Here is a 14,077-nt window from a genome sequence, read left to right as displayed (position 1 = left end):
ATGACTGAAACACATAAATCCGGATTTGTAGCGATCGTAGGAAGACCAAATGTTGGGAAATCTACTTTGTTGAATCGTATTGTCGGACAAAAAATTGCAATTATGAGTGATAAAGCTCAAACCACTAGAAATAAAATACAAGGAATTTATACAGTTCCAGAAGCACAAATCGTTTTTATTGATACGCCCGGTATTCACAAGCCGAAACATCGTTTAGGTGATTTTATGGTTGAGACAGCTTATAGCGCATTACGAGAAGTAGATGCAACCTTATTTATGATCAGTGCAGACCAAAAAAGAGGTAAAGGCGATGATTTTATCATTGAACGCCTTAAAACGATGACGAGCCCTGTTTATTTAGTAATCAACAAAATCGATACAGTTCATCCAGATCAGCTTTTAGGCATCATAGAAGACTACTCAAGTCAAATGGAATTTGCAGAAGTTGTACCGATTTCAGCTACTGAAGGAAATAATGTGGATCGTTTGATGGCTGTTTTAGTTGATCAGATGCCGGAAGGCCCACAGTATTTTCCAGATGACCAAATAACAGATCATCCTGAGTACTTTATTGTTTCGGAATTAGTACGTGAGAAAGTATTATTGCTTACTAGAGATGAAATTCCTCATTCTGTTGCTGTCGTAGTTGATTCGATGAAACGCGATGAGAATGATAAGGTACGTATTCAAGCAACGATTATCGTTGAACGAGATAGCCAAAAAGGAATTATCATCGGTAAGGGCGGTAAGATGCTTAAACAAATCGGAACAAAAGCCAGACAAGATATTGAACATTTACTTGACGATAAAGTTTACTTAGAGCTTTGGGTAAAAGTACAAAAGGATTGGCGTGATAAAAAAGTACATTTACAAGACTTTGGTTATCGCAAAGACGATTATTAGGAAGAACGAGCGAACAATTCTGTATTATTACGGAATTGTTCTTTTGCGTCTATCTCTGCTAAAATAGACTAGAGCGTATAGGAGGCGAAAACATGACTTTAGGGGAAACGAAAGGGATTATTTTATTTACCAAAGACTACAAAGAAAAAGATAAATTAGTCAAAATTTTTACGGAATCTTTTGGTAAATTGATGTTTTTTGTCAAAGGAGCACATCGCAAAAATAATCCGATTGGTCCTGCTATTTTGCCTTTTACAGAAGCCATATATATTGGGGACTTTAGATTAGATGGATTATCATTTTTGAATGGAAGCAAAGAAGTCCAAGCATTTCGAATGATCCAGAGTGACATTTTTATAAACGCTTATGCAACCTATATTTTAAATTTAGTGGATGCGGCAATCGATGATCGGACTTACGATCCCAACTTGTATCATTTTGTTCAGCAGGCATTGCGTTTGTTAAACGAGGATAAAGATGCGGAGATTATCACAAACATCTTTGAAATCCAGTTATTAAGTCGTTTTGGTATTACGCCTGAATGGACACATTGTGCAGTCTGTGAAGAAACGCGGGGGAAATTTGACTATTCTTCGAAGTATAGCGGGGTTCTTTGTGAGCGACATTGGCATCTTGATAACCATCGTTACCATGCCGATCCACGAGCAATTCATTTCATTCGTCTTTTTTCTGCGATTTCATATGATAAGGTTCAGGATATCAATGTTAAGTCAGAAACAAAGGCAGCAATCAGGCAAACGATTGATGAACTATATGATGAGTATGTTGGGATCAATCTAAAGAGTAAGAAATTTATCGATCAAATGAAAAGTTGGGAAGATACTTTGAAACTACCAAAGCGAGAAATAAAGGACGAAGAATGAGACAAGACTGTATCTTAACTTTAAATCGTTAAGCAGTAGTAGGTATAGTTGATTTTTATCGAGATCCTTATAATATCATCAAGTAGACGAATATTCCGTTTAGTCACAATTTCTTTTGTTTCCAACTTCCCATTTGTATTAGAGTTTTTTTAAGTGGTAAACCTTTTAACTATTGCAGTTTTAGGTGTGGAGGATTCAGATTCACTTAATTTTGAAGATTGTTTTGCATTTTTTCTTTAGCCAGAACGATAGCGTGGATGAAAGCAGAACGTTCCACTTCTGGACTTATCATCAAAAGACAATACGAATGTTGTAGCATTATCGTTTTTTTCTGAAAGCTCAAGATACCTATCATGTACATAAGAGACAGAGAGAAAGCAATTTATGGCTTGTGTCTTATGATAATTCGAAAAATGATTTGACATCTAATCAATCAACGATTATTATAAAGAGTAATTAAATAAATACGTTGAAAAAGAAGAGTAAAAAGAACTGCTGTTAGAGCGAATCTGGGAAAGTGTAAGCCAGATACAAGCAACTTTTGAAGGGCGCTTTTGAGTATTATTAAACGAAGCTGCCGGTAGTTATATCGGAAGTAGGGTGGAACCGCGATTATTCGTCCCTATGTCTCATGGAGGCATAGGGACTTTTTTGTTTTCTCGCTAAACGGATGTTTTACTAAAAAAGGAGGGGCAGTATGGATTTCACTGTACGATTTTTACCTGCTGATTTTTCAGAGAATCGATTAAACGTGTTATCACTTGTTAAACTATCAGTACAAATCAAAGAAAGTGACGGTACAGTCATCGAAGAATTTGAAACGAATCCTAGCGAAAAGAGTTACAAAATTAATACGGAACTCACGCCAACAATGAAGGTTGAAGTATCTGTTGTGCCAAATGAAGTCATTGAGTTTTACCCAGTTGTCACAGCTTTATAAAGAAATCGGTTCGTTTTGAGTAGAAAAAAACTTCATAGCTTATTTTACTGAATTTTAGTCAAAGCGAGCTACGCTTTTTAGTATTTAAAATAGGAGGATCACAATGGAAAAAAAACTGACAGTTCAAGAAATGATTTTAACATTACAAAAATTTTGGTCATCAAATGGTTGTATGCTAATGCAAGCATATGACACAGAAAAAGGAGCAGGTACAATGAGTCCATATACTTTTTTACGAGCAATTGGACCAGAACCGTGGAATGCTGCTTATGTAGAGCCTTCAAGAAGACCAGCAGATGGACGTTATGGCGAAAACCCTAACCGTTTGTATCAACATCATCAATTTCAAGTTGTGATGAAGCCTTCACCTGAAAACATTCAGGAGTTGTATTTAGAAAGTCTAGAGTTGCTAGGAATCGACCCATTAGCGCATGATATCCGTTTTGTCGAAGATAACTGGGAAAATCCTTCAATGGGGTGTGCTGGTCTAGGATGGGAAGTTTGGCTAGATGGTATGGAAATTACTCAGTTTACGTATTTCCAGCAAGTAGGCGGACTAGCTTGCCATCCCGTTACTTCAGAAATCACTTATGGAATCGAGCGACTAGCGTCTTATATTCAAGAAGTAGAAAGTGTTTACGATTTAGAATGGACACAAGGTGTTAAGTACGGAGAAATTTTCAATCAGCCAGAGTATGAACATTCCAAATATTCATTTGAAATTAGCAATCAAGATATGTTACTAGAAAACTTTGATAAATTTGAAAAAGAAGCGAAACGTTGTATTGATGAAAGTTTAGTTCATCCTGCATATGATTATATTTTGAAATGTAGTCACACTTTTAATTTATTAGATGCTCGTGGCGCTGTTTCAGTGACAGAGCGTGCTGGATATTTAGCACGCATCAGAAATTTAGCAAAAGCTGTTGCTAAAATTTTCGTCGCTGAACGTGAAAAATTAGGATTCCCACTTTTAAACAAAGAAAATCAAACAACTAAGGAGGCAAAATAATATGGCAAAAGATTTATTACTTGAAATTGGTTTGGAAGAAATGCCAGCTCATATTGTCAGCCCAAGTCGTTTACAATTGGAAAACAAAATAGTAAAATTCTTAGACGAAAATAACTTAACGTATGAAACTGTTCAAAGTTTCTCGACACCTCGTCGTTTAGCGATTCGTGTGACGAAATTACCTGAGCAACAAGAAGATACACAAGAAGAAGTAAAAGGTCCTGCTAGAAAAATTGCGCAAGATGCTGAAGGTCACTGGAGTAAAGCAGCTGAAGGATTCGTTAGAGGTCAAGGTTTGACGACGGATGCAATTACATTTAAAGAACTGAATGGTGTGGAATATGTTTATGTGACAAAGCATAATCAAGGTCAAAAAACGATTGATGTATTAACTGGTTTGAAAGATGTGATTACTAGTTTAACATTCCCTGTTACAATGCATTGGGCTGATTATGATTTTGAGTATATTCGCCCGATTCACTGGATCGTAGCTTTACTGGATGATGAAATTATTCCTTTTTCTGTACTCGATGTAACGACTGATAAAAATTCTCGAGGACACCGTTTCTTAGGTGATGATGTAACGTTCAATCACTCAGCTGAATACGAAGAAAAAATGAAAGAACAATTTGTTATTGTAGATCCTAATGAAAGAAAAGCGCTGATTGTAAATCAAGCAAATGAGTTAGCGGATAAAAATAATTGGAAATTGGACTTAGATGAGAAATTGTTGGAAGAAGTCAATAATTTAGTTGAATACCCAACTGCTTTTGTAGGCGGATTCGATGAAAAATATCTTTCAGTTCCAGATGAGGTATTGGTTACATCAATGAAAGAACACCAACGTTATTTTGACGTCCGGAACGAACAAGGATTATTATTGCCACATTTTATTTCTGTCAGAAATGGAAACAACGTCCATATTGAAAATGTAATCAAAGGAAACGAAAAAGTTTTGATTGCTCGTTTGGAAGATGCGGAATTTTTCTACAATGAAGATAAAAAATTATCGATCGACGAATGTGTTAATAAATTAAAAAATGTTACTTTCCACGAGAAAATCGGTACGATTTACGAAAAAATGCAGCGAGTAGGCATTATTGGACAGATTATCGGAAAGGAAGTTGGTTTATCAGATGCTGAGTTAACAGATTTGAAACGAGCTTCTGAAATTTATAAGTTTGATTTAGTCACGAATATGGTGGGTGAATTCCCAGAGTTACAAGGAATCATGGGCGAAAAATATGCTTTGCTTCATGGCGAAAAACCTGCTGTTGCTCAGGCTATTCGTGAACATTATTTACCAACGTCAAGTGATGGTGCATTACCTGTTTCTGCTATTGGATCTGTATTGGCGATTGCTGATAAATTAGACAGCGTATTTTCATTCTTTGCAGTTGGGATGATTCCGAGCGGCTCTAATGATCCTTACGCTTTACGTCGCCAAACATACGGTGTGATTCGCATCGTTGAAAGCAAAGAGTGGCAATTCCCGCTAGTTCAATTGCAGGCGGATATTGATGCGGCTGTTAATGCGGATAGTCAAAAATATGGCATTCAATTAACAAGTGGACAAGAAGAAGTTATTGACTTTGTGAAAGCACGTTTGCGCCAGTTGTTAACCACGAAAGATATTCGGCATGATGTGATCGATGCAGTGATTTCGTCTGAGCAAAAAGACTTGGCAAAATTATTTTCATCAGCCGCGATTCTAAAAAATCATCTGTTGGATAAGGATTTCAAACCATCAATGGAGGCATTGACACGCGTAATCAACTTAGCTAAAAAAGGGCGCGAGTTATTAAATCAGGAAAGTCAAATTGATGCGACTCTTTTTGAAAATGATGCTGAAAAAGCATTGCATCAGGCAGTGAGTAAAGTAGAAGAGAATTTTAATGAAAATACAATGTCTGAAAATTACCAAGCATTAGTAAACTTACGACCACTGATTGAGCAGTATTTTGAAAAAACAATGGTTATGGTAGAAAATGAACAAGTGAAAGCGAATCGATTGAAAGAATTGAATCGAATTACTAAAATGGCTTTATCATTAGCAAGTCTTGACTTATTGATTGTTAAATAAGTATATAGTTTAAAAGGTGAGGATCATTGACTAAATGATCCTCGCCTTTTTTAAAGCAAAATTTTTTCATAAATGAATTTAACGTGGTACGATAAACTTATCGATTGATAAGGTCATCGTACCTATTTTTATTTTTGGAGGAGGAAGTTAAAGTGAAACATTATATGAAATAATTTTAGCGTTGCTGCTTTGGCATTTTTAGTACTGGATTTCATCTGGTTGCTTTTCACCGCTAAAAAAATTTATCAAGACTATTTAGGGTATTTACACAGAAGCTCTACTCGGCGTGCTATGTTAGGGAACCTATGAATTATCCAATTTGATGATAATCAAGGACTGGTTAATATTTGTCACAAAGATTGATTTAGTCTGGGAGGATTTGTTATTGCTGCGACATGCGGAATACCCGTTTTTGCAGCACAGTATTTTAATTTGAGGGAAATAATGGAAAAAAGGATTATAAAGGAGGAATTAAAATGAGTAAAAATCAATCTCTAGGAACAAAAGTGCTTGTAACTGTTATTTATATTGTCATGATTGCAACAAATGCTGCCGCGATTTTATTGCCTATGAATGGTATGACGACACAGGAAGTTTCGGGTTCATATCCTAATTTGTTTGCACCAGCAGGTTTGACGTTTGCTATATGGTCCGTAATTTATTTGCTGTTAGCTGGTTTTGTAGTGTATCAGTGGCTTAAACCGGCAGCTCGGTCGATAATAGCTGGCCAACAAATTAGTAAAAAAATAAGGGTGCTATTTGTAATTTCTTCTATATTTAATAGTGTATGGTTAGTGGCATGGCAATATCTGCAAATTAATTTATCTGTTGTTATCATGTTAGGGTTGCTTATTGTGCTGATATATACAAATTATCTTTTGGCAAATACCAATTTGACGAAGATGGATTATGTCTTTGTAAGATTACCGTTTAGCGTTTATTTTGGTTGGATCACTATTGCGACAATTGCTAATATCACAGCCTTCTTAGTTGATAAGAACATTGCTTTTCTACAAAACAATCAAGTGTTTTGGACGATTGCGATATTGATTGTTGGCTTGCTAATAATTACCGCAACAATTCTTTACAATCGTGATGTTGCTTATGGTTTAGCTACAATTTGGGCTTATTATGGCATTTTGAATAAACATCAATCGACAGATGGTTGGGACGGTGCCTATCCAGCAATCATTACAACAGTCATGATCTGTTTAGTTATTTTAGTTATCGTATGTATTTATGAACTCTTTTTACTCTTTAAAAGAAAAAAGAACGTCATCTAATCTAGGTTTCTGCGCCAGCTTCTGTTAAAATGATAATGAAATTTATTTTAGGTGGCTACGTAATGGAAAAAGAAACGAAAAATACACGAGTCAAAATTATTCAAGTCGCAACACGTTTATTTATGGATAACGGGTATCAGAGTACCTCTACAAGGCAAATTGCACAGTTGGCCGAGGTGACTCAACCAAATTTGTATCATCATTTTAAGAATAAAGAAGAAGTTTATGTAGGAGTTATCGAAAGCTTGTTAGGTGATGTAAACAAAGAATTAGTAAAAATTGTTGGAAATCCAAGTCTGGATACTATTAGTAAATTACAAAAGTTTGCTGAATGTCTGAAAACAAAGCATCCATTTGATTTTGATCTGATGATGCATGATTTCAGGACGAACTTAGCTGAAGAAACCCAGATGAAATTATTTTCGCTTTGGAACAGTTCCTATAAAGCACCGTTGTTGAATCTTTTTGAAGAAAGTGACTTTGCTATGCGAAACGGCCTATCGCCGGAGATTGCTACAACTCATTTTCTTAATACACTCTCTCCGTATATCAAAACAGAACAAAGTAACGCATCATTAAGTATAACTCGAGTTGTTGACCTTTTCGTTTTTGGCGTTTCAGCAACCAAATGATAAAAAATGACCAACTGGAAGAGAAACTTGCAGTTGGTCATTTTTTTATTTTCTATTTTGTTTTCCAGCATTTCTACCATTTTTAGTAGTAGTTTTTGGAGCTGAAGGTTTTTGTTTATTTTTATCTTCTGTTGGTGTGACATCTTTACGAGGGACAATCACTTGTTTTGGTGGATTTTGTTTTAGTTCCTCTGCTACTTGAGCTTTGATTCTTGGTTTTAAAAATTGATTGGTAATCAATGTTTGAATACTACTGAAAATACCACCAACTACCCAATACAATGTTACACCTGCTGGAGAGCTGATTGACATGAATACAATCATTAACGGAGACACGATCAACATTGATTTCATTGTTTTCTTTTGTTCTTCTGGAATACCAATGGTTGAAAGGTATCCTTGAAGTAAGTATGCTACACCAGCTAACACAACGAATACAATACTTGGTTGACCAAGGTTAACACCAAAGAATGATGCATCGCCAATTCCTTTTGTATATCGAGCCGCAAAGAATAAGGCAGAGAAGATTGGCATTTGAATCAATAGAGGTAGACACCCGATACCGCCCATCATACTCATGTTATTTTCCTTGTAAACTTGTTGCATTTCAGCTTGAGCTTGCATTTGTTCTTCACGAGTCGTGGCTTCTTTTACTTTTGCTTGCGCCGCATCGATTTGCGGCTTGATCGCTTGCATTTTTTCTGTTTGGATCATGCTTTTTTTGGATTGATTCAATCCTAATGGCATAATAATAAGACGAACAATGATCGTGATAAAGATGATTGCCCAACCGTAATTCCAATCGAAATTATCAACGAGGTATGTAATAGCACTACTCATTGGTTTTACAAGTAAATTATAGATGATGCCTTCACCAGTTGGCTGGCCGTCAGAACCTGTTTTTACACATCCAGATAAAAACAACACTAAAGAGAATAGACCGGAACTTAAGAGCCACTTATTTAATTTTCTCATTTTATTCTTTCCTTTTCTAAAAAATTTGCACAAGGTTAACTATACTTGAAAAAGCGTTTTTTTTCAATAAAAATTAGAAGAATCCGCCTCAAGACTGAGTAAGATTCTTCTGGACTGATTTAGTTTGTTACTTTAAAGGTGGTATGCTCTTCGATTAGTGGATCTTCCTGTATATCCATATAGGTCACACGTCCTGCGAGGCTGGGCGAATCTTTGATTTTTTGAATAAACTGATTCATTTTTTCGTCAGTGCCTACGGATTCGATTGAAACGGATCCATCCTCTTCATTTTGGACGGTACCGTGAATTCCTAGTTCATCAGCCACCATCTTAGTCATATAACGAAATCCCACACCTTGGACTCTACCTTGCACATTCATGCGTACTTTTCTCATTGTTGCACACCTCGCTTTTATTTAAATTCATGATAGCGACTTTTCAATCTTCTGGCAAGTAAAGTAGTGACTGTTTGATTAAAAAGAATCATGGTATAATGGTCGAGTGAGGTGTGAAAATGAAAGAAATTTTATCGACAAAAAATGCAATGATCAAGGAATTAAAAAAATTACATAAAAAAAAGTATCGAGAAGAAAAGCAACAATATATAATTGAAGGATTTCATTTGATTGAAGAAGCTGAGAAAGCAAACGCTCAAATTGATTGGGTACTTTTTAATCAGCGAGGACGTACGGAGTGGTCGGATTGGTTAGACGAACAGCCACAAGAAAGATTGATTCAGGTCTCTTATGAGGTGTTAGAATCTCTTTCAGAATTACCTACTCCTCAAGGCATGATCGCAATCATTAGGATGCCTGAACTTGAGAATACGATACAATTTTCAGGTGGCTGGCTTCTTTTAGACAATGTTCAAGATCCAGGAAATGTGGGAACGATGATTCGGACTGCCGATGCAGCTGGTCTTTCAGGTGTGATTTTAGGAGAAGGCTGTTCCGATATTTACAATACGAAGGTGTTAAGGGCTATGCAAGGAAGTAATTACCACTTACCTGTAATATTCAAGCCTTTGGATAATATAATTGATATGTTCAAAAAATTAAAGATACCTATTTACGGTACTGAACTAAATCCAGAGGCAATCATCTATCAAAAAATACCCAGGACTAAGAATTATGCTTTAATTATGGGAAATGAAGGACAGGGGATTTCACCTAGATTTTTGGAGGAGACTGATCAAAATATCTACATTCCAATTAAAGGAGCAGCGGAATCATTAAATGTAGCGATTGCAGCTGGGATTTTAATGTACCATTTTGAAAGTGATAACTAAATATACTCTTTATGAGACTGAAACGAAATACATGTGCGATGTCGTTTTCAGTCTTTTTTTTATTTTAAGAAAATTTTTCTACTAAATTTCTCTGAAATAAGATATAATAAATTGATTATAAAAAGATTTATATAAGTTACATCTGGATTGGAGGACGAATTAATTTTTAAACTAAAGGTGAGCTTTCCCCAAATTCAAACAAAAAATTGAAAGAAGGATGAACGTATGAAAAAGAAACTGCTTATTTCAGTATTGCTTTCATTGCTAATACCCGTAACAGCTTGTACCCAAAAAAGACAGAGTGAGCCTGTAGAGAACGTTTTACACACGCAAGAAAGTTCTCAAAAAAAAGAAGCGAGTCACTTTGAATATGATGATCAAAAAAGTTGGAAACAAGTATCTGGCAAAATGCAATCACCAATTGACATTCCAAGTTCTTTAGTAGAAAAGATGACAGATGGCGGTGCAATCCAATTAGATTATAGTCGTAAAATAAGTGAGGCTAAGAATAATGGACATAGTATTCAAGTCACTGATTCAGGCACAGCGACAATCAATCACAGAAGATTCACCTTAACGCAATTCCATTTCCACGCTCAAAGTGAACACACAATAGATGGGCAATATTATCCTCTGGAAGCTCATTTTGTCAATCAAGCCCAAGATGGACGTTTAGCTGTGATTGGTGTGTTTTTTACAGAAGGTGCTAAAAATAAAGGATTTCAAGAAGTACTTGAGGATGTGTCCGATGGCAAAAAAACAGAAATCATAGATATTGAATCAATGTTTCCAGAAAATAAGAGTTACTATCATTATTTAGGTTCGTTAACAACACCGCCGTTAACTGAAAATGTGGAATGGTATATTTTGAAAACACCAGTTGACGTCTCAAAAAAACAAATCGAAATGTTTGAAGAATATTATGCGCATAACAATAGAAATAGTCAATCGCTGAACGATCGAGTAATTCTTGAACATGATGAATAATCAAATTCGATTACTTTGTTAAGATAGAGATAAAAAAAGTATAAATAGTATGTTGAAATATTTTAAAGAATCATGTATACTAGATAACGGTGTTAAAACACTAAATCCACATCCAGATTCGATTTGTAAGGCGGTGCTACTTACTAGTAGTTCTTTATAAAGATGAGAACTGGAGAGGGAACAAATAAAAACCAAATTGGAGGAAACAAAAAATGGCAGTAATTTCTATGAAACAATTACTAGAAGCCGGCGTACACTTTGGACACCAAACTCGTCGCTGGAACCCAAAAATGAAGAAATATATCTTCACAGAAAGAAACGGAATCTACATTATTGACTTACAAAAAACAGTTAAATTAGTAGATGCTGCTTACGATTACATGAAAAATGTTGCTGAAGACGGCGGCGTTGCATTATTCGTAGGAACTAAAAAACAAGCACAAGAAGCGATCAAAGACGAAGCAATTCGTTCAGGTCAATACTTCGTAAACCACCGTTGGTTAGGTGGAACATTAACGAACTGGGATACAATCCAAAAACGTATCAAACGTTTGAAAGATATCAATAAAATGGAAGAAGACGGAACTTTTGAAGTTCTTCCTAAAAAAGAAGTTGTTGGTTTAAACAAACAACGTGAACGTCTTGAAAAATTCTTAGGTGGTATCGCTGATATGCCTAGAATTCCAGATGTAATGTACATTGTGGATCCTCGTAAAGAACGTATTGCTGTTCAAGAAGCACATAAATTGAACATCCCAATCGTTGCGATGGTTGATACAAACTGTGATCCAGATGAAATCGACGTAGTAATCCCATCTAATGATGATGCGATTCGTGCGGTTAAATTAATCACTGCTAAAATGGCTGATGCTTTCATCGAAGGAAACCAAGGTGAAGATCAAGCTGTAGAAGAAATCTTTACTGAAGAAGCACCAGAAGCTGCAACTTCAATCGAAGAAATCGTAGACGTTGTTGAAGGTAACAACGATTCAGCAGAATAATTAATAATAACGGAGCTGTCTCGAAGGCTAGGCGAAAAAAGCCTGATTCTCCTTTGAGATAGCTTTTTTAAAACGAATTTTATACTTAAATTATCTAGCTTCATGAGTCAGACTCTCAGAAAAAGAAGAAATCTGCCTGTGACCAAAAACATCACAATCATATTTCCATATTTTCAGTCGAGTCTAATCGATCTCATTCAGCTTTTAAACTATCTAGCTTCGTAGGCTAGTCTTTAGGAAAAAGACAGAACCTGATAGTGGCAAAAAGCACCACTCTCGTGTTTCCCTATTTTTCTGTCAAGGCTAAACGAGCCTACTACGCTTTTAAAACTTAGGAGGAACAAAAAATGGCAGATATTTCAGCAAAATTAGTTAAAGAATTACGCGACATGACTGGTGTCGGTATGATGGACGCGAAAAGAGCGTTAGTAGAAGTAGAAGGTAACATGGAAGCCGCTGTTGATTACTTACGTGAAAAAGGAATGGCCAAAGCCGCTAAGAAAAATGATCGTGTAGCAGCTGAAGGTTTAGCAAATGTTGCTTCAAACGGTAACTTTGCAGCAATCGTAGAAGTAAACTCTGAAACTGACTTCGTTTCTAAAAATGAAATGTTCCAAGACCTAGTTAAAAAAATCGCGACTGAAATTGCGACAAACAAACCTGCGAACATGGAAGAAGCTTTAGCACTTAAAACAGATAAAGGAACATTAGAAACTGAATTGATCGAAGCAACAACTGTTATTGGTGAAAAAATCAGCTTCCGTCGTTTTGAACTAGTAGAAAAAGATGACAATGCCGCATTCGGTGCTTATTTACACATGGGTGGACGTATTGCAGTATTGACTGTATTAGATGGGACAACTGATGAAGAAGTTGCTAAAGACGTAGCAATGCACGTGGCAGCTATCAACCCTCGTTATGTGAATGAATCTCAAATTCCGCAAGAAGAATTAGAGCATGAAAAAGCAATTCTTTCAGAACAAGCATTAAACGAAGGCAAACCAGCGAATATTGTTGACAAAATGGTTGTTGGACGCTTAAATAAATTTAAAGCTGAAATTTCATTAGTAGATCAACCATTCGTTAAAGATCCAGATATGACAGTTGAAAAATTTGTTGCTTCTAAGGGTGCAACGGTTAAATCATTTATTCGCTTTGAAGTTGGCGAAGGAATCGAAAAACGTGAAGATAACTTTGCAGACGAAGTAATGAGCCAAATCAAAAAATAAATCTGTTGCTTAGGTAACAGTTGGGAACGCATTGAGATGCGCTCCCTTTTTTTAGGCAAATCAAAAGAAATAAACTGGCAGAATGCCTAGAGTATGTTAAAATGTTCTTAGACAAATGGTGGAGGGAAAACAAAAATGGTAAAACCTAAATATCAACGTGTTGTATTAAAGTTAAGTGGCGAAGCTTTGGCCGGAGAAGAAGGTTTTGGAATTAAACCTCCAACAATCAAAGAGATTGTAGAAGAAATCAAAGAAGTTCATGAATTAGGAATTGAAATGGCAATCGTTGTCGGTGGTGGAAACATCTGGCGTGGACAAATCGGTGCCCAAATGGGTATGGAACGTGCACAAGCAGATTACATGGGAATGTTAGCAACTGTAATGAACGCTTTGGCATTGCAAGATACGTTAGAAAATCTAGGTGTTCCTACTCGCGTTCAAACATCAATCGAGATGCGTCAAATTGCAGAACCATATATTCGTCGACGTGCAGAACGTCATTTAGAAAAAGGACGTATCGTTATTTTTGCAGGTGGTACAGGAAATCCATATTTTTCAACTGATACAACTGCAGCTTTACGTGCGGCAGAGATCGATGCAGATGTTATTTTAATGGCTAAGAATAATGTTGATGGTGTATATTCTGCCGATCCTAAATTGGATGCAACTGCAGTTAAATTTGAAGAATTAACACATTTAGATGTGATATCAAAAGGATTGCAAGTAATGGACTCAACAGCAAGCTCACTAAGTATGGATAATGATATTCCATTGGTGGTGTTCAATTTAAACGAAACAGGCAATATTCGCCGTGCATGTCTAGGTGAAAATATTGGAACAACCGTAAGGGGGAAATAACA

At 36.0% G+C, this 14,077-nt stretch carries 14 protein-coding genes, 1 pseudogene and 1 other annotated feature; of the genes and pseudogenes, 13 read left to right on the top strand and 2 right to left on the bottom strand.

Translation table 11 applies throughout. The features are described from left to right. From era to AC1PU0_RS09350, 8 genes and pseudogenes are all read left to right on the top strand, one after another. Nucleotides 1-903, top strand: a complete 903-nt coding sequence (era, locus tag AC1PU0_RS09385) for a GTPase Era (RefSeq protein WP_069653043.1) — start codon at nt 1-3, stop codon at nt 901-903. A gap of 92 nt (nt 904-995) precedes the next feature. Continuing rightward, on the top strand, nt 996-1,787 hold the full coding sequence (recO, locus tag AC1PU0_RS09380; RefSeq protein ID WP_206848587.1) for a DNA repair protein RecO: 792 nt from the start codon (nt 996-998) through the stop codon (nt 1,785-1,787). Nucleotides 1,788-2,247: 460 nt separating this feature from the next. After that, nucleotides 2,248-2,414: a binding site (T-box leader), on the top strand. Between the two features lie 70 nt (nt 2,415-2,484). Next, nucleotides 2,485-2,727 (top strand): hypothetical protein, encoded by a 243-nt coding sequence (locus AC1PU0_RS09375; RefSeq protein WP_069653045.1) that lies wholly within the window; start codon nt 2,485-2,487, stop codon nt 2,725-2,727. A gap of 103 nt (nt 2,728-2,830) precedes the next feature. Continuing rightward, a complete protein-coding gene (glyQ, locus tag AC1PU0_RS09370; RefSeq protein ID WP_069653046.1) occupies nt 2,831-3,739 on the top strand; it encodes a glycine--tRNA ligase subunit alpha in 909 nt (302 codons plus the stop codon). 1 nt (nt 3,740) lies between these two features. Next, on the top strand, nt 3,741-5,822 hold the full coding sequence (glyS, locus tag AC1PU0_RS09365; RefSeq protein ID WP_206848588.1) for a glycine--tRNA ligase subunit beta: 2,082 nt from the start codon (nt 3,741-3,743) through the stop codon (nt 5,820-5,822). Nucleotides 5,823-6,008: 186 nt separating this feature from the next. Next, nucleotides 6,009-6,131, top strand: a pseudogene (locus AC1PU0_RS09360) (hypothetical protein); the annotation flags it as partial. A 167-nt stretch (nt 6,132-6,298) separates the two neighbouring features. Further along, nucleotides 6,299-7,105 carry a tryptophan-rich sensory protein gene (locus tag AC1PU0_RS09355; RefSeq protein ID WP_206848589.1) on the top strand — a complete coding sequence of 269 codons (807 nt, stop codon included), beginning with the start codon at nt 6,299-6,301 and terminating at the stop codon, nt 7,103-7,105. A gap of 62 nt (nt 7,106-7,167) precedes the next feature. Continuing rightward, a complete protein-coding gene (locus tag AC1PU0_RS09350; protein ID WP_069653049.1) occupies nt 7,168-7,737 on the top strand; it encodes a TetR/AcrR family transcriptional regulator in 570 nt (189 codons plus the stop codon). Between the two features lie 45 nt (nt 7,738-7,782). Here AC1PU0_RS09350 and yidC read toward each other — a convergent pair whose 3' ends face one another. After that, nucleotides 7,783-8,712, bottom strand: a complete 930-nt coding sequence (yidC, locus tag AC1PU0_RS09345) for a membrane protein insertase YidC (protein WP_069653050.1) — start codon at nt 8,710-8,712, stop codon at nt 7,783-7,785. A gap of 119 nt (nt 8,713-8,831) precedes the next feature. Further along, nucleotides 8,832-9,107: an acylphosphatase gene (locus AC1PU0_RS09340; RefSeq protein WP_206848590.1), complete on the bottom strand. Its 276-nt coding sequence runs from the start codon at nt 9,105-9,107 to the stop codon at nt 8,832-8,834. Nucleotides 9,108-9,226: 119 nt separating this feature from the next. On the opposite strand from AC1PU0_RS09340, the gene AC1PU0_RS09335 reads away from it, so the two are divergent. The 5 genes from AC1PU0_RS09335 to pyrH all read left to right on the top strand — a co-directional run bounded on the left by AC1PU0_RS09335 (nt 9,227) and on the right by pyrH (nt 14,075). Further along, nucleotides 9,227-10,000 carry a TrmH family RNA methyltransferase gene (locus tag AC1PU0_RS09335; RefSeq protein WP_111248713.1) on the top strand — a complete coding sequence of 258 codons (774 nt, stop codon included), beginning with the start codon at nt 9,227-9,229 and terminating at the stop codon, nt 9,998-10,000. A 225-nt stretch (nt 10,001-10,225) separates the two neighbouring features. Continuing rightward, nucleotides 10,226-10,987, top strand: coding sequence for a carbonic anhydrase (locus AC1PU0_RS09330; RefSeq protein ID WP_206848591.1), 762 nt, complete (start codon nt 10,226-10,228; stop codon nt 10,985-10,987). Between the two features lie 212 nt (nt 10,988-11,199). After that, on the top strand, nt 11,200-11,988 hold the full coding sequence (rpsB, locus tag AC1PU0_RS09325; RefSeq protein ID WP_069653054.1) for a 30S ribosomal protein S2: 789 nt from the start codon (nt 11,200-11,202) through the stop codon (nt 11,986-11,988). 347 nt (nt 11,989-12,335) lie between these two features. Beyond that, nucleotides 12,336-13,217, top strand: coding sequence for a translation elongation factor Ts (gene tsf / locus AC1PU0_RS09320; protein ID WP_069653055.1), 882 nt, complete (start codon nt 12,336-12,338; stop codon nt 13,215-13,217). Between the two features lie 135 nt (nt 13,218-13,352). Further along, entirely contained in the window at nt 13,353-14,075 is a 723-nt protein-coding gene (gene pyrH, locus AC1PU0_RS09315) for a UMP kinase (RefSeq protein ID WP_069653056.1), read from the top strand. Nucleotides 14,076-14,077: the final 2 nt, after the last annotated feature.

The sequence above is a fragment of the Enterococcus sp. XAF26B05_ASV22 genome, assembly GCF_056727285.1.
The sequence above is the reverse complement of the archived record's forward strand: the minus strand, read 5'-3'. Positions and strand labels throughout refer to the sequence as shown.